Annotated in this window: 18 protein-coding genes; 3 read left to right on the plus strand and 15 right to left on the minus strand. The window is 65.0% G+C overall.

The window, feature by feature from the left end; genetic code table 11:
• Positions 1–72: 72 nt before the first annotated feature.
• Positions 73–2895 carry a glycoside hydrolase family 2 TIM barrel-domain containing protein gene (locus O3684_RS02555; protein WP_500064924.1) on the minus strand — a complete coding sequence of 941 codons (2823 nt, stop codon included), beginning with the start codon at positions 2893–2895 and terminating at the stop codon, positions 73–75.
• Positions 2896–3006: 111 nt separating this feature from the next.
• On the opposite strand from O3684_RS02555, the gene O3684_RS02560 reads away from it, so the two are divergent.
• Both O3684_RS02560 and O3684_RS02565 read left to right on the plus strand, forming a co-directional pair.
• On the plus strand, positions 3007–4089 hold the full coding sequence (locus tag O3684_RS02560; protein ID WP_500064925.1) for a LacI family DNA-binding transcriptional regulator: 1083 nt from the start codon (positions 3007–3009) through the stop codon (positions 4087–4089).
• A 101-nt stretch (positions 4090–4190) separates the two neighbouring features.
• Positions 4191–5192 (plus strand): hypothetical protein, encoded by a 1002-nt coding sequence (locus O3684_RS02565; RefSeq protein WP_500064927.1) that lies wholly within the window; start codon positions 4191–4193, stop codon positions 5190–5192.
• Positions 5193–5307: 115 nt separating this feature from the next.
• Here the strand turns inward: O3684_RS02565 and O3684_RS02570 are convergent, their stop codons facing one another.
• On the minus strand, positions 5308–6210 hold the full coding sequence (locus tag O3684_RS02570; RefSeq protein ID WP_500064928.1) for a DUF4862 family protein: 903 nt from the start codon (positions 6208–6210) through the stop codon (positions 5308–5310).
• A gap of 5 nt (positions 6211–6215) precedes the next feature.
• Positions 6216–7691, minus strand: a complete 1476-nt coding sequence (locus O3684_RS02575) for an MFS transporter (RefSeq protein WP_500064929.1) — start codon at positions 7689–7691, stop codon at positions 6216–6218.
• Between the two features lie 263 nt (positions 7692–7954).
• Here O3684_RS02575 and O3684_RS02580 point away from each other — a divergent pair, with 263 nt between their 5' ends.
• Positions 7955–10192, plus strand: coding sequence for an exo-alpha-sialidase (locus O3684_RS02580; protein WP_500064931.1), 2238 nt, complete (start codon positions 7955–7957; stop codon positions 10190–10192).
• Positions 10193–10330: 138 nt separating this feature from the next.
• Here O3684_RS02580 and glmM read toward each other — a convergent pair whose 3' ends face one another.
• From glmM to O3684_RS02640, 12 genes are all read right to left on the minus strand, one after another.
• On the minus strand, positions 10331–11683 hold the full coding sequence (glmM, locus tag O3684_RS02585; protein WP_500064933.1) for a phosphoglucosamine mutase: 1353 nt from the start codon (positions 11681–11683) through the stop codon (positions 10331–10333).
• A 181-nt stretch (positions 11684–11864) separates the two neighbouring features.
• Entirely contained in the window at positions 11865–12356 is a 492-nt protein-coding gene (gene rpsI / locus O3684_RS02590) for a 30S ribosomal protein S9 (protein ID WP_016460311.1), read from the minus strand.
• A 38-nt stretch (positions 12357–12394) separates the two neighbouring features.
• Entirely contained in the window at positions 12395–12838 is a 444-nt protein-coding gene (gene rplM, locus O3684_RS02595; protein WP_009057965.1) for a 50S ribosomal protein L13, read from the minus strand.
• A gap of 203 nt (positions 12839–13041) precedes the next feature.
• The gene (gene truA / locus O3684_RS02600) at positions 13042–13950 is read right to left on the minus strand and encodes a tRNA pseudouridine(38-40) synthase TruA (RefSeq protein ID WP_500064936.1); all 909 of its coding nucleotides are present in this window, start codon (positions 13948–13950) and stop codon (positions 13042–13044) included.
• Complete coding sequence (locus O3684_RS02605) at positions 13947–14696, minus strand: ROK family protein (RefSeq protein WP_500064938.1); 750 nt, start codon at positions 14694–14696, stop codon at positions 13947–13949. The genes truA and O3684_RS02605 overlap by 4 nt, the downstream gene beginning before the upstream one ends.
• 83 nt (positions 14697–14779) lie before the next feature.
• Positions 14780–15364: a 50S ribosomal protein L17 gene (gene rplQ, locus O3684_RS02610; RefSeq protein WP_285098240.1), complete on the minus strand. Its 585-nt coding sequence runs from the start codon at positions 15362–15364 to the stop codon at positions 14780–14782.
• Positions 15365–15407: 43 nt separating this feature from the next.
• Positions 15408–16403: a DNA-directed RNA polymerase subunit alpha gene (locus tag O3684_RS02615; protein ID WP_016460316.1), complete on the minus strand. Its 996-nt coding sequence runs from the start codon at positions 16401–16403 to the stop codon at positions 15408–15410.
• Between the two features lie 124 nt (positions 16404–16527).
• Positions 16528–16938: a 30S ribosomal protein S11 gene (rpsK, locus tag O3684_RS02620; protein ID WP_009057967.1), complete on the minus strand. Its 411-nt coding sequence runs from the start codon at positions 16936–16938 to the stop codon at positions 16528–16530.
• Between the two features lie 61 nt (positions 16939–16999).
• On the minus strand, positions 17000–17374 hold the full coding sequence (rpsM, locus tag O3684_RS02625; protein WP_016460317.1) for a 30S ribosomal protein S13: 375 nt from the start codon (positions 17372–17374) through the stop codon (positions 17000–17002).
• A gap of 148 nt (positions 17375–17522) precedes the next feature.
• Entirely contained in the window at positions 17523–17636 is a 114-nt protein-coding gene (rpmJ, locus tag O3684_RS02630; RefSeq protein WP_003790577.1) for a 50S ribosomal protein L36, read from the minus strand.
• A 40-nt stretch (positions 17637–17676) separates the two neighbouring features.
• Complete coding sequence (gene infA, locus O3684_RS02635; protein ID WP_003790580.1) at positions 17677–17898, minus strand: translation initiation factor IF-1; 222 nt, start codon at positions 17896–17898, stop codon at positions 17677–17679.
• 1133 nt (positions 17899–19031) lie between these two features.
• Positions 19032–19940: a type I methionyl aminopeptidase gene (locus O3684_RS02640; protein WP_500064940.1), complete on the minus strand. Its 909-nt coding sequence runs from the start codon at positions 19938–19940 to the stop codon at positions 19032–19034.

The following is a 19940-nucleotide window of genomic DNA, read 5'->3' on the forward strand; positions in this document are numbered from 1 at the left end:
CTGTGACGCTTCGTGCATCATTTGCCAACAGCTTTGCGCATCGTTATCAAGCCGCAACATAACAGTGCTGGCTCAATCACCCCCGACCTGGGCAATCACGAATGTCATGTCGGCACGGCGCATGGTGCCAGCAAATTCGGGCCGAGAGTCGGGCCCGCATGACCGGGTACCAATACCGTCCTGGAAGGCATCGAGCCACAGGAACAGACGCTCACTGTCAGGCAGATCCTCCCAGTGCGCAGCCTGCGCCAGCTCGCGCTCGCTCCACGGCGACACGCTCCAACCGAGGGGCGAGGCGGGGAGGATGAGGAGCTCCCCAGCCTCGCCTCGCAGGGACAGCGCCTCCAGGTCGAGCCGCTGACCGCCTTCCTGCGGACGCACGCAGACGTCCCACAGGTCCGAGGCCTCGGCTCGCCCATACCCGCGAGCGCCGGGGACCCGCATGTCGGAGTAGCCGATGAGCGTGTCCCCCAGCCACGATGCCTCCCACGAGGACCCGCCCAGCTCGATGCGCACACCCAGTCGCGGCACCCGATCGGGCCACACGCCGTCGGGAACGACGCTCACAGACAGCGACAGGGCGGGGATGTCACCGACTCGCACCGGCCGGTATTCCCAGGTGAGGGTCACGCCGAATTGCGCGGCGGGAGGCGACCAACGCTCGACGACGCGCTGACAGCTCTCATCGCCCTCGACCGAGACGAGGCGGCGGCGCAGCAGGTGCAGGCGCGCGGCCGCCCAGCGCATGGCATGCGACGTGCCGTGCTCGCCGCGTCCGACACCCAGGGGGCCAAGGTCATCCGCGCTGATTCCCCAGTAGTCGACGGGGCCTCGACCCCGGTCATTGTCGGTGGGGGCACGGAAGACGCTCAGCTCGACGGACACCGGGAGGCCACCGATCCTCACGAGCCGCCCACGCGAGTCGAGCTCGTAGGGACGGTCGGCCGCGCTGAGGGGACGGATGGACTCAACCGGCGCCGAGGCGAGGGAACGCAGGCGCTCGTCGTCGCGACCGCTACCGGCGTCCTTGAGGGCTTGAGCGAGGGCTGGCGCGTCGGGCGCCATGGCCGCAGCCCACGCCCACGTGCCCGCGTAGGGGCGAGACAGCGCATCAACGAGGCCGTCGCACACGAAGTTGCCGTCGTGCACTTCCTCGCCGAAGTCGCCGCCGTAGGACAGGGCGCGGCGCCCATCCGGGAGGGCGCGCCACAGGGCATGATCGCGCCATTCCCACACGAAGCCGCCGGCGTGGCGCGGGTGGCTCATCTGCGCGGCGTATCCGGCGGCGTTTCCGGGGCCGGTTCCCATCGCGTGCAGGTACTCACACATGAGGTAGGGGGCGCGGCGGATACGTTCGCGGGCTGCGTCGTCAACATGGGCGGCGACGTGGGTGGGAACCGCGACTTCGGCATGGAGATCGCTGTCGTCGAGGACGGCCGCGACCTCCTCGAGCGTGGGGTACATGCGCGAATAGATGTCCGTGTATTCGAGGCCATGGTCGCCCTCGTAGTGAACGATGGCTCTGTTTCCCGTGCGCTCGTGGACCCAACGCGCGCAGGCGGCCAGGTTTGCGCCGGTTCCCGACTCGTTGCCCAGGCTCCAGATCATGATCGAGGGGTGGTTCTTGTCGCGCTCGAATGCGCGCGCGGTGCGATCCAGGTAGGCGTCGGCCCAACGCGGGTCGTCGGAGGGGTTGTCGATCCACTCCCCCGTTCCCTCGAACCCATGCGTCTCAATGTCCCCTTCGAGCATGACCCACAGTCCGATCTCGTCGGCCAGGTCGAGCACGCGGGGGTGCGGCGGGTAGTGGGAGGTGCGAATCGCGTTGACGCCCATGGATTTCATGAGAGCGAGGTCCTCGCGCACCCAACCCTCGTCGAAGACGCGTCCCTCGTCGGCACGCACCTCGTGACGGTTGACGCCGTTGAGCGTGAGGGGCTGCCCGTTCGCCATCAGGACGCCGTTCTCGATGCTCACTCGGCGGAATCCAATGCGCAGGGAGCGCATGCCATTGACGAGGCCGTCCTCGCCTTCGACGCGCACGCGAGCATCGTAGAGGGCGGGGTCGGCGGCACTCCACGGGCGCACGCTGCCGACCTCGATACGGTCGCTGCGGTAGCGCCCCTCGCCCACTCGCTCGAGGGAGTATGCGAAGGACCAGAGGCCGTCGATCTCCAGGTGACCGCGGAGGCGGGGCTCATCGGTACCACGCACCCGAGCCTCGATGGTCGCGTAGCCGACCCCGGCCTCGTAGTCGGTGTCGATCCACAGATCCTCGATCGCCCCGGATGCGAGGTGACGCAGGCTCACCGAGCGGAAGATGCCGGGCAGCCACCACTGATCCTGATCCTCGAGGTAGGAACCCGGGCTGAACTGGTGGACGCGCACGGTGACCCGGTTAACGCCGGGGCACACGGCCTCGGTCACGTCGAATTCGTGGGCCAGACGGGAGCCGCGGGCCATGCCAATCCACGTGCCGTTGACCCACACGCTGGCCTGACTCTCGACGCCATCGAAGCGCAGGGCGATGACACCACCCTCCCAGTCTGCCGGAAGCTCGAAGGTACGACTGTAGTCGCCAACCGGATTGTCCTCGGGCGGGAAGGGCGGATCGACGGGGAATGGGAAGTCGACGTTGGTGTAGGCGGGGTGACCCCAGGTGCCTTCGCCGCGCAGGACCCAGTGACTGGGCACGTCGATCGTGTCCGCGTCGTCGCCGACAGTTGGTTCATCCCAGGGTTCTTCAACGCTGACCCAGGGGGTCGGATCGGTGCGGTGATAGACGAAGGACCAGGTACCGTCGAGGCTGACAACGCCGGGATCATCGACCAGATGCGCGCGCGGCGGCAGGAGCGCTCCCGCACCGGGAGCATAGGAAGGTAGTATCGATATCACGTCTGTGTGCCTTTCGGATGTCATCGTCGAAACTCCGATCGTCAGAGATAAGACTAACACGTTATAGTTGTTGTGTTTCAACGAAACGCAACCGAGCATTGGGAGCCATGCATGGAGCGCGCAACTCGGGCCGACGTCGCCCGCGCGGCAGGCGTTGCACCGTCAACCGTCTCGCTCGTCCTCAACGGACGAGGCCGGGACGTGAAGATCGCACCCGCCACGATCGAGCGCGTCAAGCAGGCCGCACGCGCACTCAACTACATCCCCAACGCGGCCGCCCGCTCGCTGCGCCGCGGCAAGTCACACCTCATCGCCCTCCTCATGGCCGAGCTGCCGGATGACCCGTTCGTGCCCGTCGTCCACACGGTCCTCACGACCGCGATGATCGACATCCAACGCCGCGGCTACCTCCTCCTTCCCCTCTTCCAGTCCGGCGACGGCGCCTCCGACGCCGAGGTCATCCGCGGCGTCCTGGGCGACACCCAGCTCGCCGGGATCATCCGCGAGACCACGTCGGCCGAGGCCTTCACCTCGCGCCTGCTCGCGAACCTCGGCATTCCCGTCGTCGCCATGTCCATGATCGAGGCCGACCCGACCGGATCGGAATCGTCTCTCATTCGCATCGACGAGGGCGCCGGCGTGCAGGAGGTGTTGTCCGACTGCGCGCTCATCGACCCATCGACCGGGTCGGGCAGCGGTCGCGCCGTCTTCCTGGCGGGGCCGAACACTAACCACGCGCGCCAGAACCCGATCGCGAGCGCATTTTCCACGCACTTCACCCTCTATTCGCTGCCGGACTGGGAGGCATCGACGGCGTACCAGGCCGCCCTGCGCCTCCTCGACGAGGATCCGTCTATCTCCCTCATCGCCCTGGCCGACGACTCGCAGGCCCCCGGCGTCTTCCAGGCGGCCGCGGATCTCGATCTGTCGGTGCCCGGCGACCTGTCGATCCTCGGTTTCGGCAACCAGGACCGCCACAGCGCCGAGGCGCTCGGGCTGACGACGGTCGAATGGCCACTCAAGGACATGACCGAGGCCGCCGTCGCCTCGATCATCAACGTCATCGAGGGCCGCTCCCCCATGGCCGACGTTCACCCCAACGCCTCTCTCGAGGACGAGACCCCCGACGAAACCCCCATCGCAACAATCCCGACGCGCCCTGTGTGGCGCTCATCGGTCGCCAGGCGCGGCTAAAGAGCGTATCGTGGCACGGTATGCGCTCTGCGCGCAAAGCTGAGCCAATCACCCACAACAATGACACTAGCGCTATGTACCCCTCAAACTTCATGTTTCCAATGAGCACGTCAAACCTCATGTATCCAATGGGCACGATGTTTCCAGGGTACGTCGACTCCGCTCTCATTCCCCTCCTCGTACGCCAGCTGAAGAAAAAGGGACTCCACGTCGACGTGGTAATCGACCGCAACAACGCGCTGATGTATCTAGTCGTCAACAACGTATTGACTTGCAACCTGGTAGCGATTTTCTACGACCTGCTCAACGCGCCTCCAATTTCTCACAGGGGTATCCTCAACAATTGGGCCGATCGGATCTTCGATCAGATTCGCGTGGAGGCCGCAGAACTCTCCATCCCCGACGTGCTGCGTCGGCGCGTACGCACCGAGCTCGTCCCCACTTGCACAGTCCAACACCCCGACTTCTCCTATGCGCGTCCTTTCCCCGGTGGGCTCTCAATGATCCTGAGTATCGTCCATGCAGCCGGCACAACCAGGTGCACCACCGAGGGACTCCGTATTCGCCCTCTCAGCGTCGATGAGCTTTTCTACTACGGACAGCTGAACACTGACGCCATACCGATCACCATCACACAGAAATCCGGCCCGACAACATGCTTGTCCGGTCCGTCGCCTTTCATCGCAGCCAAAGCAGCAAACATGCCTGCGGTGATCAAGCAGCACGCGATCGAAGCGCCACACGGCCTCTTCGCAATTATCCCACAGCAGCATCTTCTCTTTGTTGCACCCGCAACCCCCAACGACCTCTATGGTCAGCTGCAAACACTGGTGGATTTTGCCCGATTCGCGATCATCGACGCACAGCGGAACAACCCACTTCACGCCGTTAGCCGCGATATTTTCTACTTCTCCCCAGAGGGCACCTGTGAGACCGTGACTTGCTCGAACGACCCCGCCGTTCAGGAGCTGCTGAGCAACCCTCAGATCAGCCCAGCCAACTACCACTTCAGCGCGCAGAAATACCTGTCTTTGCCCCCCGCTTTCGAGCAGCGGTTTTCTCGCGCTGGCCACGCCTCACCTGCAGAACAGAACGCGCAATAACACGAGGAAGGGGCGGATGCCGGTTGGTATCCGCCCCTTCCTCACGTGTGGGTCTCGTGCCGGGCGCTTCCCGCACGCTCACAAAATGCGGGAGGGACGCCCGGCGGCAACGCCGTTAGTCGCCGAGGCCGCAGGCCCGGTAGATGTTGGTCAGCATCTCCAGACGCTTCTCAAGGGACGCGTCCTTGGGCACGCACACCTTGGCACCGAGGTAGTTGGCACCGCCCTCGATGGCAGCCTTGGCGCAGCGAGCAATCTCGGCCTCGTTCATGAGCGAGGTCGGTTCGTCCGCCTGCGCGGGCAGGTGACCGTCGATCCAGGAGTAGCCGTACTGGGTTTCCTCCGGACCTGCACCCGAGAAGATGATGCCGTCCAGGACGCCGCGCTTACTGGCCTCGAGCACGTGCTCGTAGGCGGTATCCGCGCTGCGGCCTTCCACGGCGCAGCGGCCCCAGTTGAGGTGAATACCGATGCCGGCCTCGGAGACGATGTCGATCTCGGATTCGAGGGAGAGGAAGCCCTTTTCGGGGTTCTGCTCGGGCACGTACTTGTCGCAGTGCTCGATGACGAGGCGTGCCCCGCACCAGTCCCAGGTGGCCAGCTCGGCGAGTGAACGCTGGAAGGCGTCCGCCTGGGCCAGGCGCGTCGGCGCCGAATGCAGCTGCACGCGGGCGACCAGCTGCCGTCCCGCGCGATCGCACAGGGCGGCGAGGTCGTCGCGCAGCGCGCGGGTGAAGTCGAGCGCGGCGGCGCGTCCGGCCTCGTCGGGCGAGGCCAGGCCGAAGTTCTCGTTCTTCCACACGTTCTGCATTGTGCCGGGGATCGCGGTGATCGTGTTGAAGTCCCAGTGGGAGGCCAGGTGGCTGGCCAGGACCTCGCCCTGGGTGGCGAGCTGGCCCGGGTAGGGCATCTCGACGCCGCTGACCCACGGCTGGTCCGCGAGGAGACGGTAGTAGTCAGCCTCCAGCTCTGGCACCGGATGCGACGCATACGCGCCGATAACGAAAGGAAGTGTCATGGTGATCATCCCTCTTTGATGATGTCGTCGTTTCCATCTTCAGGACGAACATACTCCGGCCCCACGGCCTTCTGCAGCAGACGCGGGATATTCGCACCGATGGACACCATGACGATCGCGGCGAACCCGAAGGACAGGATCGCCAGGGCCATACCCAGACCCAGCTGATCGGCAATCGCAGCGCCGAGGACGGGGCCGACCGCACCACCGAGGGCACCGACGTTGTAGCAGAAGCCGAGGCCAGCAGCGCGCTTGTCGACCGGGAAGTAGGAGGACACCCACTTGGGCAGCAGGCCCGAGACGCCCTGGCCGAACATCTGCTGGAAGAAGAGCAGACCCGCCACGAGGGCGACGTACTTGCCGTCCTGCATGAACAGCGGGAAGACGATGATCTGCGAGAGCAGCAGCGAGATCGCGTACCAGCGACGCATACCAAACTTGTCGCCCGCAAAGCCGGCGATGATGTAGCCCGCTGCGTTGCCGAGGCCCGCGAAGGACACGACGTTCGCAACGACCTTCTGGTCCATACCAACACCGTGCAGGTAGGTCGGCAGAAGGCCCTGGATCGGCCAGGTGTACATGAAGGACGCGAAGATCGTCAGCATGATCGCGATGCCAATGATCCAGCGATTGGAGTCGAACTGGATGATCAGGTAGATGAAGACAACCGCGCAGACGAGGCCGACCAGGCCCACCGCAACAATGCCGCCCACCTGCTGAGTGAAGATGAGAAGCAGGCCGATAAATGCGATCACAACGACGATGTAGTTGAGGACCTTGCGCTGCCCGCCGAAGAGGACGGCGAGCATGTCATTCTTCTCATCGCCACCCTTCTCCTTGGCCTCGCTCCAGTCCGCGGCCTCGGGCAGGGTGCGCCGCATGTAGATGGCGACGACGATCGGGACGATGCCGGTGAGGAACAGGGCTCGCCAGCCCCAGCCGGGGTGCATCGAATCGACCCAGGTCACGAAGTACTTGTCGACCTGAGCGGCGGCAATAACGCCGAAGGCGTAGCCGGAGAGAAGGAAGCCCGAAGCCTTGTTGCGCATGTGCTTGGGCCACGACTCGATGACGTACGCGGCGGATGCGGAGTACTCGCCTGCCATTGCGAAGCCAATGATGAGGCGCAGGACGAACAGGATCCAGAAGTTCGGAGCGAGCGCACAGGCGATCGACCCGAAAGCGAACATGAAGATCGACAGGATCATCGCCGGCTTGCGCCCGTAGCGGTCACCGATTGCGCCGAGCACGAGGCCACCGATCCAGCGGCTGATGAAGGCCGCCGAAATCAGGGATGCGCTCTGGACGAGCGTCAGGCTGAATGCTTCCTTGATCGCGGGGAGTGCAAAGGAGATGAGGACGAAGTCGTAGCCATCAAGCAGGACGCCGATCCATGCGGCGAAGAAGGCCTTGCGATCTTCTTTGGTGAGGTATTGATACCAGGGCTTTTTCGGAAGCGCCTGTGTGGGGGACGTACTCATGATGAGTGCCTTCCTGAAATTTCATCGTCGAATAACGAGGGGCTTTGAGTCCAGATGTCTAACTAGCAAGTTGTCAGACAACTTGCGATTATGTTAGCTCTCTCTCACTCTAGAGTCAAGGGGAAATTTTGGCTCAATCTGCATATTGCCAACGAAATGTCGTAGTGATAATCTGTCTGACAACTTCACTATTGTGACTGAACACACCCTCCGCTTTGTAATGATGCGAGGCGGAATGAGCAACTAACAGAAAGGTGCCAAACATGAGTATTGACGCAGGTCACCCGGGAATTTCCTGGACCTTACAGTTCCGCGCACGCATCGACGGAGCAGTAATCGCCCTCCACGGCACGGATGACACGGGGTGGAAGCTGTTCATCCGCTCCAGCGCCCTCTTCCTCGAAGGCTCAACAAAAGCGATGACCTTCGCCCTGGACATGGAGGACACCGCCTCCGTCACGGATGGCACCTGGCATTCGCTCGCGCTCACTGCGACCGCTGCGGGTTCGAAGATCTTCCTCGACGGCTACCAGTGCTTCTCGACCACCGCAGACCTCTCTCCCGCCGCCAGCGGCCCCGACGCAGCGCTCGCACTGACCCCGGGAGCTGGCATCGAGATCCGCTCGTTTGCAGAGCACGAGTCCGTTCTTTCGGCGGAAGAGATCCTTGCCCTCTCCCCCGCCCCCACCCCTCTCATTGAGTTCGCCGCCGCCCACCTGTCGGATTACGACGTCGCCGAGCTGTCCGAACTCACCGCTGGCACGATCTTCGCCCGCTATCGAGTGCGCGGCCCCGGCCAGCACGGAACTATCCTCGCAGCCGGAGGTGCGGGCACTGAACAGCTCAACCTGTCGGTGACCGCAGACGGCATCGAGTACAAGGTTCTGGGACGCAGGGGCGAGTGGCGCACGTTTACGGCCCACGGCCACTGGGATCAGGGACACTGGCACGACGTCGTCGTACGCGTCGGACACGGCGCGGTACAGATCTACGTCGACGGCTACCTCGAGGCCCACCTGCCCGGGCAGGCGTTCTTCGCCGCCATCGATTCCCTCGACGAGGTCGTGATCGGCCAGGACACCTCCGGATCCCGACTCTTCGGCGAGGTCCGCAACGCCGCCCTCTTCTCCTCGGTTCTCAACGACTCGCAGATCAAGAAGCTATCCTCCGTCGCCCCACTCGACACGCAGTGCCTCTTCGATGCCGGGTTTCACGACTCCATCAGCTACCGCATTCCCTCGCTGATCACCCTGAAGTCCGGGGTCGTTGTCGCCGGTGCCGACCAGCGCGAGACCATCGCGAATGACTCCCCCAACTCGATTAACTTCACGGTGCGCCGATCCTTCGACGGCGGACACACTTGGGGCGACCTCCAGACGGTACTCTCCTACCCCGGTCACGGGGCGAAGGGCGCGTCGGTCATCGATTCCTGCGTCGTCCAGGACCGCCGTAACGGACGCCTCGTCGTCCTCATCGACCACTTCCCCGGCGGGATCGGTCAGCCCAACGCCGAGGCCGGCCTCGGCGTCGACGAGAAGGGACGCTACCTCCTGCACGACAGTCAGGGGGCCACCTACACCTGGAACGAGGACGGCAGCGTCACGGATTCCGATGGCGCGCCAACCCCCTATAGGGTGTCCGAGCGTGGCGACGTCACCGTCACCGAGGATGGACAGGAATCACCCGGTGGCAACGTGTTCCTCGCTGATGGGGACGATCCCCACCAGACGCTGCTCACGGCCCGCACCTGCTTCCTGCAGATGATCTACTCCGACGACGACGGCGAGACCTGGTCCGGTCCCGTCAACCTCAACCAGGACGTGAAGGAAGAGTGGATGTCCTTCTGCGGCACCTCCCCGGGCACGGGCGTGCAGCTGCGCAGCGGACGCCTCGTCATCCCGATCTACTACAACGGGGACCACAAGCGTCACTTCTCCGCTTCCGTCGTCTACTCCGACGATGGTGGCGCCACGTGGAAGCGCGGCAAGTCCCCCAACGACGGGCGTATTTTCGAGGGCCGCGAGATCAATTCGCGCACACTCGACACCGAAGCAGCCGCGACGCACGAGGCCACGCTCATCGAGCGCGCCGACGGTTCCCTCCTCATGCTCATGCGCAACCAGCACCCGAGCGGCAAGGTCGCCACAACCGTCAGCACCGACGGAGGCGAGACGTGGAGCGATGTCTCCTTCGCGCAAGAGATCACCGAGATCTTCTGCCAGCCCAACGCTGTGCCGTGGCCGACGGAGGATTGCCCCGAGCGCGTCGTCTTCGCGAACGCCTCGCAGATGCGCCCCTACCGCGGTCGTGGTGTCCTTCGCCTCTCCGAAGACGGAGGTCGCACGTGGATCGCGTCGCGCACCTTCAACCCGGCGCACTACGTCTACCAGTGCATGACGATCCTGCCTGACGGGACCCTCGGCCTCCTGTGGGAGCGTGAGATGCAGGGCCTGTACTTCACCCGCATCCCGCTTGAGTGGATCGAGGCCGCGAAGATCTGACGATTGGTCCCACGCTGACACGAGGCCGCCTGCCGCACTCTCCACGCAGGAGAGCGCCAGGCGGCCTCGTCTATCAGCAACACACACGCGAGGGCGGGCACCCACCGGTGCCCGCCCTCAGCTATGACCGGAGTGCGCTCAGAGAGCCAGGTTCTCCTTAACGATGTCTGCCAGCGACGCAGCGACGGCGTCGGCCTCGTCCTGGGTCGCGGCCTCGACCATGACGCGCACGAGCGGCTCGGTGCCCGAGGGACGCAGGAGCACGCGGCCGGTGTCGCCCAGGCGAGCCTCAGCGGCTGCCACGGCCTCGGCAACAGCCTCGTTCGTCGATGCGGCAGCGCGGTCCACGCCGCCCACGTTGATGAGGGTCTGAGGCAGCCTCTGAATGAACGACGTCAGATCAGCCAGGGAGCGGCCGGATTCCTTCACCATGCGCGAGACCAGGAGCGAGGACAGAATGCCGTCGCCGGTGGTCGCGTGATCGCGGGCGATGATGTGGCCGGACTGCTCGCCGCCGAGGCAGTAGCCGGACGCCAGCATCTCTTCGAGCACGTAGCGGTCGCCCACGCCGGTCTGCACGGTGTTGATGCCAGCCTCGCGCATGGCGATCAGCAGGCCCAGGTTGCTCATGACAGTGACGACGAGCGTGTCCTTGGCGAGGGTCCCGTGCGCCTTGGCGTTGACGGCCAGCGCACCCATGATCTTGTCGCCGTCAATGAGGTTGCCCTCGTGGTCGACGGCCAGGCAGCGGTCCGCATCGCCGTCGTAAGCGACGCCGAAATCGCAGCCGGACTCGACGACGGCGGCCTGCAGGGCCTCGGGGTGCGTCGAGCCCGCGTTCAGGTTGATGTTGCGCCCATCCGGGGACGCGTTGATGACGGTGATGTCGGCCCCGAGCTCGCGGAAGACCGCGGGGCCCAGCTCGGAGGCCGCGCCATTCGCGCAATCGATCGCGATCTTCATGCCGCGCAGGTCCGTGCCGATCGCGCCAACAAGGTGGGCAATGTAGGAGTCCTTGGCCCACGCATGATCGGCGTTGATCTCGCCGACGCCGTCACCGGTGGGGCGATCCCACTCGGTGTTCAGGAGGGCCTCGATCTCATCCTCGACGCAATCCGCGAGCTTGTAGCCGCCGTGCGCGAAGAACTTAATGCCGTTATCGGGCATCGGGTTATGCGACGCGGAAATCATGACGCCGAGGTCCACGGTGTCCTCGGTAGCGGTCAAATGCGCGACCGTCGGCGTGGTGACGACGCCGATACGGGTCACGTCCATGCCGGCGCTGGCCAGGCCAGCCGCGAGGGCGTGATCAAGGAACTCGCCCGAAATACGCGTGTCGCGTCCGATGATCGCGCGAGGCTTCGAACCGTCCGCGCGTCGGGATCCGCCGAACTGGCGGGCGGCCGCCTCGCCGAGCTGCAGCGCAAGGTCCGCAGTGATATCAACGTTCGCCAGTCCTCGCACGCCATCCGTGCCGAACATCCTGGGCATAGTCTCTCCGTTCAGTGGGTCGTATGACTGCACTAAGCCTACCGCGTTCGCGCCCGCTCATTTTCATGAAGCCGGGGCACGGACAGCGGGGACGCTCACATCGCGGCACACACGCGTCGGTAAACGAAGGTCGCGCCCCGCAGGAGCGGGGCGCGACCAACAGAAAATGTGCTGAATGAAATCAGCGCTTCGAGAACTGCGAAGCCTTGCGGGCCTTCTTGAGGCCTGCCTTCTTACGCTCGGTGGCGCGGGCATCGCGGGTCAGGAAGCCGGCCTTCTTGAGGGCCGGACGGTTCGCGTCGCGGTCGATCTCGTTGAGGGCGCGCGACACGCCGAGGCGCAGGGCGCCGGCCTGGCCGGAAATGCCGCCACCGTTGATGCGGGCGATGACGTCGAAGCGGCCGTCAATGTCGAGCAGCACGAAGGGGGACTTCACCAGCTGCTGGTGCAGCTTGTTGGGGAAGTAATCCTCAAGGGTGCGACCGTTGATGGTCCACTTGCCGGAGCCGGGGACCAGGCGAACGCGGGCGACGGCCTCCTTGCGGCGGCCCAGGCCCGCGCCGGGCGCGGTGATGGACTGACCGGCGCCGGCGGGAGCCGACTCGGTCTCGGACGTGTAGGAGCTGGGGACGACTTCCTCGTCCAGCTCAGCGGAAACGATGGTCTCAGCCACGGTTCTCCTCAGGGTCAAAGGCGTTCAGCGACCAAAGGTCACTGAGCCACCTGGGTCAGTTCGTAGGGAACCGGCGACTGGCCGGCGTGGGGGTGCTCCGGGCCAGCGTAAACGTGCAGCTTCTTGAACTGCGCGCGGCCGAGGGAGTTGTGAGGAAGCATGCCCTTAACGGCCTTCTCGACGGCGCGCTCGGGCGCCGCGGCGAGGAGGTCACGGTAAGCGGTCGCGGTCAGGCCGCCGGGACGACCGGAGTGACGGTAGGCCATCTTCTGGTCGAGCTTCTTGCCGGTCAGAGCGACCTTGTCCGCGTTGATGATGATGACGTTGTCGCCCATGTCCATGTGAGGGGCGAACGTCGGCTTGTGCTTCCCACGGAGAAGGGCAGCGGTCTGGGCTGCCAGGCGACCGAGGACGACGTCGGTGGCGTCAATGACGTACCACTTCTTGTCCGCGTCCCCGGGCTTGGGTGAATAGGTGCGCACGGGCGTAACCTTCAATTCTTGTTGGTCATGGGACGCCGCGCCGGTTTTTCCGGGGGCATCCGCGATGAAACGGTTCGCGCGAGGCGTCGGCGAGCGCTCCTAGCGAGTGGGAGACACTAGGTACTCTGCTGACGCACAGCACTAGCCATATTATCGGTGCGCAGCCCGGCGGTCAAAGCGCGACGAATACTGTGTCACATTCCTCAGCCGCCGCCACCGCAGCACGTATCACGCCTGGCCCGAGCCTGCTGCGCCCTCGCGCCCCACTGGGACGGGTCGGGATAGTCGATGCCCTCGAGGGTAAGTCCATGGGCAGGGGCGATCGGTGCGGCTTCAGCGCGCGAGCGGGCGCTCAGTATCTGCGCCGGGTAGTCCGTATCGCGCGCCCCTGAACCGACCAGGAGCAGCGCCCCGACCAGGGAGCGGACCATCGAATGACAGAACGCGTCCGCCTCCACCCGGAAAACGAGAGTCCCTTCGCTGTCGCGCTCGGCGTGCAGCGTCCGCAGCGTCCGAATCGTCGTGGCCCCCTCGCGCGGGCGGCAGAACCCGAGGAAGTCGTGCTCCCCGAGCAGGGAGGCCCCGGCCTCGTTCATGGCTGCCTCGTCGAGCGGGTCTTCCACCCACAGGCGGTCCCATCGGCCCAGCGGCCAGGGACGATCCGAGACCCGGTAGGCGTAGGAGCGGCCGAGGGCGGAAAAGCGCGCGTCGAAGCTGGGGTCAACGACGGCCACCGAGTAGATGCGCACATCACAGGTCCCGCGCGCGGCGGGCAGGTCGCGTCCACGCGCGCGCTCACCGTAGCGCCCGGAGAGAATCTTGTTCAGCCTGCGCACGATCGACGAGGCCGTGGCCCCCTGGGAGGACTCCCCTCCCCTGGGCGTCAGCCGCGCCCAGGCCTCGTCGCTCAAGTCGACATGGCAGACCTGGTGGCGCGCATGCACCCCGGCGTCGGTGCGCCCGGCAACGGTCGTCGTCATTTCCTCGCGCGAGGCCATGGCGAGCGCGGCTTCGATCTCGCCCTGGACGGTGCGCAAGCCGGGCTGGGCGGCCCAGCCTCGAAAATCGGTGCCGTCGTACCCCAGATCCAGGCGCAGGCGACGCGTGCTCACAGCTCCCACGCCCGCACGCCGCCGATAATCCCCGCGTCGTTGGGCACGACGATCACGTCGTCGCCCATGAGACGCAGGTTCGAGGCCGTGATGCGCTTCGAGTTCCCGCCACCCAGGTAGAGACGGTCCCACATGTACATCGGGCGCAGGCCGTCCACCACGCGGCGGATGCGACGCGACCAGTGCACGTCGCCGAGGCGCAGGCGCTCATGCTCGCCAATGTAGTCGTCGTAGGTGAGGCCCCAGCGAACCGGCCCCTGCGAGACCTCGACGTGGGGTGCCAGCTGGCCGCCGTCAAAGACCGCGTTACCCAGGCCAGTCCCCAGGGTGATGATCATTTCGAGACCGCGGCCGGTGATCGCACCCGCGCCCGCGACCTCCGCGTCGTTCAGGACCTTCGTGGGCAGGCCGAGCGCCTGCTCAATCGCGTGCCCCATGTCGAAGTGGTCCCAGCGTTCCACCAGCTCAGGCAGCACGCGCGAACGCGGCCCGTCGCGGGTGACGTAGTGAGGCGTAGCAATGACGACTCCGTGCCGAATCATGCCCGGCATGCCCATCGTCACGCGCGTCGCCGCGGGAAGCTCGCGAGCGAGGCCGACAACGGTCTCCACGAGGAGTTCCGGAGGCAGCGGGTAGGGGGTGGGCACCCGGCGAGGCGGGGCCATCATCGTCCCACGCTCATCAACGACAGATCCCTTGATGCCACCGCCGCCGCAGTCAATCGCCAACGTCATCTCACGAGTCATGACATCAGGCTACCGGATACGGCAAGGGCCGGACACCCCGGAAGGTGCCCGGCCCAATGCTCGAGCGAATCAGTGACCTTGCGTCACTTCTCCTCGGCGGCCTGCTCGGCGGCGTCTTCAGCCTTGCCGGCCTCCTCGGCGATCTCCTCGGCCTCGTTGGCCTTGGCGAGATCGCCTTCCTCGCGAGCCTCTTCGGCGCGCTCGGCTGCAGCCTCAGCGGCTTCCTCGGCCTCGGCAGCAACGGCCTTGGCCTCGGCGGCCTTCTCAGCCGTCTTCTCGGCAGCCTTCACGACGGCCTTCTTCTCGACCTTCTCCATGACGAGCTCGATGCGCATCAGGGGAGCGTTGTCGCCCTTGCGGTTGCCGACGCGGATGAGGCGGGTGTAGCCGCCAGCGCGCTCGGAATCCATCGCGGGAACGAGCTCCTCGAAGAGGATCGCGACGATGCCCTTGTTGGGGATCTTCTTCAGGACCGTGCGGCGGGCGTGCTGGTCGCCACGCTTGGCCTTAGTGATCAGCTTCTCGACGTAGGGGCGCAGGGCCTTGGCCTTCGCCTCCGTGGTCGTGAGGCCGCGGTGTTCGATGAGCTGAGCTGCCAGGTTCGACAGGATCAGCTTCTGGTGTGCCGGGCTACCGCCCAGACGAGCACCCTTCTTGGGGGTGGGCATTTGTTTCTCCTACGGATTCAATGCGTCCATCGGACGCACGGGGTCAGATGGACTGGTCGTCCGAAAAGATCGCGGCGGACTCCGAGTCACCGAAGCTCGGCATGACCGAGTCCTTCAGCGTCATACCAAGAGCCGCCAGGGACTCCTTGATCTCTTCGATCGACTTGGTGCCGAAGTTACGGATGTCGAGCAGGTCGGCCTCCGAGTGAGCAACCAGCTCGCCGACGGTCAGAATGCCGCGGCGACGCAGCGCGTTGTAGGAACGCGACTGCAGGTTCAGGTTCTCGATCGGGAGCGCCAGATCGGCTGCGAGGGTGGCGTCGGTGGTGGACGGACCCACCTCGATGCCTTCCGCTTCCTCGTTCAGTTCACGCATGAGGCCGAACAGCTCCACCAGCGTCTTGCCGGCCGAGGCCAGGGCATCGCGCGGGGTGATCGCCGGCTTGGTCTCCACGTCGATGACGAGGCGATCAAAGTCGGTGCGCTGCTCGACACGCGTCGCCTCGACCTTGTAGGTCACCTTGACGACGGGCGAGTAGATCGAATCAATCGGAATGCGAGAGATTTCGGCCTGCGGATCCTTGTTCTGAGCGGCCGACACGTAGCCGCGGCCACGCTCGACGGTCAGCTCGATCTCCAGCTTGCCCTTCTCGTTGAGGGTGGCAAGGTGCAGATCGGGGTTGTGGATCTCCACGCCGGCGGGAGGCGTGATGTCTCCGGCGACAACCTCGCCGGGGCCAGCCTTCCGCAGGTACATGACGACAGGCTCGTCGTTCTCGCTGGACAGGACGATCTGCTTGATGTTCAGGATGATCTCAGCGACATCTTCCTTCACACCTTCGATCGTGCGGAACTCGTGGGGGACGCCATCGATGCGGATGGACGTCACCGCTGCACCCGGGATCGAGGACAGGAGGGTACGACGTAGGGAGTTACCCAGCGTGTAGCCGAACCCGGGCTCGAGGGGCTCCAGGGTGAAACGGGAGCGCAGGTCGCTGACCTTTTCTTCGGTCAGGATGGGTCGCTCTGCAATGAGCACGTCTATTCCTTTCTGGCCGGTGCCCGCTATATGACACCGGATATGGGAACCTGCTGAAGCAGGCTAAGGGAGTAAGAACCCGAAGGTTCAGACGTGGGGAGGGCAGGGCCCTCCCGTCCGCAAGTCAGCCGCGGCGGCGCTTCGGCGGGCGGGTGCCGTTGAAGGCCTGAGGCGTGACGTCCTGGATCGAACCGATCTCGAGGCCGGCGGCCTGGAGGGAACGGATCGCGGTCTCGCGGCCGGAGCCGGGACCCTTCACGAAAACGTCAACCTTCTTCATGCCGTGCTCCTGGGCGCGACGAGCCGCAGCCTCGGCCGCGAGCTGCGCGGCGAAGGGGGTGGACTTACGCGAACCCTTGAAGCCAACCTGGCCGGAGGACGCCCAGGCGACAACCGCGCCCGTGGGGTCCGTGAGGGAAACGATGGTGTTGTTGAACGTCGACTTGATGTAGGCGTGGCCGTTGGTGACGTTCTTCGAAATCTTGCGACGCGGCTTGCGGGCACCGCCCGTGCGCGAGGTCTTTGCTGCTGCCATTTCTGGTTCAGTTCCTTCTTGTCGCGGAAAGCTACCCCGAGGGGCTGGGCTTCCCTAGGCCTTACTTGGCCTTCTTCTTGCCTGCAACGGTGCGCTTGGGGCCCTTGCGGGTACGCGCGTTGGTCTTGGTGCGCTGACCGTGGACCGGCAGGCCACGACGGTGGCGAAGGCCCTGGTACGAACCGATTTCGATCTTGCGACGAATGTCGGCCTGAACCTCACGGCGGAGGTCACCCTCAACCTTGAAGTTTGCCTCAATGTAGTCACGAAGCTTGACGAGGTCCTCTTCCGTCGCGTCCTTCACGCGGACGTCCGGGCTGACGCCGGTGGCGGCGAGGGTCTCTGCCGCGCGGGTGCGGCCGACTCCGTAGATGTATGTGAGCGCGATCTCGAGCCGCTTTTCGCGGGGGAGGTCGACGCCGGCAATACGTGCCATGGTGATGTTGCTCCAGTTGTTCATCGGAGGTCGTCATCGCTCAGTCCGGGCGAGCAGCCCGGCCTCGGCCTCCGAACCGAGGGTCACCCATGTGTGGGCGCTTAGAGTGATGCTGTGGGGCTTGTTGCCCCGCGGGTCGCAGCGGGACTCAGCCCTGGCGCTGCTTGTGCCTGGGGTTGTCGCAGATGACCATGACGTTGCCGTGGCGACGAATCACCTTGCACTTGTCACAGATCTTCTTGACACTCGGCTTGACCTTCATGGTTGTTACCTCCACTGCCCGTCGGGCAGTTTGTGTCGGGTCACTTGTAGCGGTAGACGATACGGCCTCGAGAGAGGTCGTAGGGGCTCAGCTCGACGACAACTCGATCCTCGGGCAGGATGCGGATGTAGTGCTGACGCATCTTTCCCGCAATGTGGCCGAGAACCACGTGGCCATTCTTCAGTTCCACACGGAACATTGCGTTAGGCAGGGCCTCAACGACCGTGCCTTCCATCTCGATGACGCCGTCTTTCTTCGCCATATCCTCCGTTTATCCTCTACATGTCTCGGATAGGTTGCGGCGGATGCCGCCAGGCATAGTGCACCGACGAGTGCCGGATGCAGATACGCCCAAGGAACTACTCTACGGCATCGATACCCTTCGGCGGTAGTCAGGGTCCCTGTCGGTTCGCTCACGTTTAATGCGTCACATTTTACGTACACGCCGAGGGGCGTCCACGTCGCTCGTGCCGAGGCCGCACCAGCGCACCGCACGCCATGAGGCACCCGCGCGAAGGACACCGGCGGGCCCTCGGCCTGGCCACTCACCACGCGCCAGATACCGCGTACCGCAGACCATTCACCACGCACCAAGCGCTATCCACCACGTGCCCCAATGCGGCACACGCTTGAGGGACCGCAGGGCCTACCCGGGTAAAAGTCGCATGCAATTCGATTCGGTGACGATTCAACTAAGTCTGAAAACGTTGCAATTCCAACGCTGCGATTTCAAGTTTTGAAGTAGCGACAGGGGAATTGCATGCGACATTGCCTAGAAACCATGCGCACGACCGTTTCCATGCGCCACGCAAGATCAGACCTGGAGCATGACACCACTGATCAACAAGACTCAACGCGGTTCCGCCCGCATACGAAGCTGCAGCCCCAGCCACCAACACACTTCCGGATAGGTAAGGAACATCCGGATAGGTAACGAGCATCCGGATAGCTTAATAACCTATCCGGATGTGCATAACCTATCCACGTGGCCACAACCTATCCAGATACGCCTAGGCAGAGGGTATGGCAGGGAACGTAGGCACTGGCCAGGCACCACGCGCCACCTGTGAGGAGAGCGCCGGCTGGGCCGCGGCCTGGCCGGGCAACGCACACCACACGCGCCACGCGCCACCTGTGAGGAGAGCGCCGGCTGGGCCGCGGCCTGGTCGGGCTTCGAGCCGACCCGCCGAGCGAAGCTCGCGGCGCGGACGGCGAGCGGGCCCGACGGCGCTCGGAACACCGGTGCCGCAGCCAGCAGGAACACCGGTGGCGCAGCCAGCAGGAACACCGGTGGCGCAGCCAGCAACAACACCGGCGAAGCAGCCACGGCCTCGTCGATAGAAGCCTCGGGCCCGGCACCTTCGTGAGGTACCGGGCCCGAAACCGTTCGAGACGTCAGTCGAGCGAGACAGGAGTGACACCGTAGAGCGCCAGGCCAGCCACTCCCCCATCGCGCGCCGTCAGGACGGAGACTCCGTCCTCGGTGATCGCGATCGAGTGCTCCCAGTGGGCGGCATCGCGGCCGTCTACCGTGCGCACCGTCCACTCATCGTCATCCGTGCTCGACGCGATATCACCACGGGTGAGCATCGGCTCAACCGCCAGGACCATACCGGGCTTGAGTCGCGCCTGGATGCCGCGGACGTTGTAGTTGAGGACGTCGGGAGGCATGTGCATCTTCGTGCCGATGCCGTGACCCACGAACTCTTCGATGATGCCGGCCTCCCAGCCGTTGATGAGAGCGTTCTCCGCGACGACTTCTTCGACAGCGTGGCCAACCGCGCTGATGCGCTTCCCGTTGGCGAGGCCTGCGAGCGCGGCCCACAGGGACTCGCGCGTCACCGCGTCCAGCTGGCGGCGCTCACGCAGCAGTTCCTCGTCCACTCCGGCGATCGGTCCGCTCGCACGCTCGCCAGCGGCAAAGTCCGCGTCGGACACAAAGGCTTCGCCGACGATGATGCTGAAAGCCGCGTCGCCGTGCCACTGGCGGCCGCCACGTTCGACGTACGCGCCGCAGTCAAAGGACACGAGGTCTCCGGGGGCCAGCTCGTAGTCATCGGGAATCCCATGAACAATGACGTCGTTCACGGAGATGCACACCGTGGCCGGGTAGCCGTAGTAGCCCTTGAAGTTCGAGGTCGCTCCCCCTTCGGCAATCGCCTGGGCGCTCACTTCGTCAAGCTCGCGCGTCGTAATGCCGGGGCGGACAGCGCCGCGCAGGGCCTCGTGGATCGACGCGACGACCAGACCGGCCTCGCGCATCCATCGAAGCTCCTGCGCGGACTTCAGTTCAATGCGCGGCAT

Origin of the sequence: Pauljensenia sp. 20925_1_27, assembly GCF_041432835.1 — a bacterium.
Classification (GTDB): domain Bacteria; phylum Actinomycetota; class Actinomycetes; order Actinomycetales; family Actinomycetaceae; genus Pauljensenia.

Bases quoted from the DNA above. Each gene is read 5' to 3' on its own strand.
- O3684_RS02640 (WP_500064940.1), bottom strand. From the start codon at position 19,940: ATGCCGCGCATTGAACTGAAGTCCGCGCAGGAGCTTCGATGGATGCGC.
- rplQ (WP_285098240.1), bottom strand. From the start codon at position 15,364: ATGCCCACCCCCAAGAAGGGTGCTCGTCTGGGCGGTAGCCCGGCACAC.
- rpmJ (WP_003790577.1), bottom strand. From the start codon at position 17,636: ATGAAGGTCAAGCCGAGTGTCAAGAAGATCTGTGACAAGTGCAAGGTG.
- O3684_RS02580 (WP_500064931.1), top strand. From the start codon at position 7,955: ATGAGTATTGACGCAGGTCACCCGGGAATTTCCTGGACCTTACAGTTC.
- O3684_RS02560 (WP_500064925.1), top strand. From the start codon at position 3,007: ATGGAGCGCGCAACTCGGGCCGACGTCGCCCGCGCGGCAGGCGTTGCA.
- glmM (WP_500064933.1), bottom strand. From the start codon at position 11,683: ATGCCCAGGATGTTCGGCACGGATGGCGTGCGAGGACTGGCGAACGTT.
- infA (WP_003790580.1), bottom strand. From the start codon at position 17,898: ATGGCGAAGAAAGACGGCGTCATCGAGATGGAAGGCACGGTCGTTGAG.
- rpsK (WP_009057967.1), bottom strand. From the start codon at position 16,938: ATGGCAGCAGCAAAGACCTCGCGCACGGGCGGTGCCCGCAAGCCGCGT.
- rpsM (WP_016460317.1), bottom strand. From the start codon at position 17,374: ATGGCACGTATTGCCGGCGTCGACCTCCCCCGCGAAAAGCGGCTCGAG.
- O3684_RS02605 (WP_500064938.1), bottom strand. From the start codon at position 14,696: ATGACTCGTGAGATGACGTTGGCGATTGACTGCGGCGGCGGTGGCATC.
- O3684_RS02575 (WP_500064929.1), bottom strand. From the start codon at position 7,691: ATGAGTACGTCCCCCACACAGGCGCTTCCGAAAAAGCCCTGGTATCAA.
- O3684_RS02565 (WP_500064927.1), top strand. From the start codon at position 4,191: ATGAGCACGTCAAACCTCATGTATCCAATGGGCACGATGTTTCCAGGG.
- O3684_RS02570 (WP_500064928.1), bottom strand. From the start codon at position 6,210: ATGACACTTCCTTTCGTTATCGGCGCGTATGCGTCGCATCCGGTGCCA.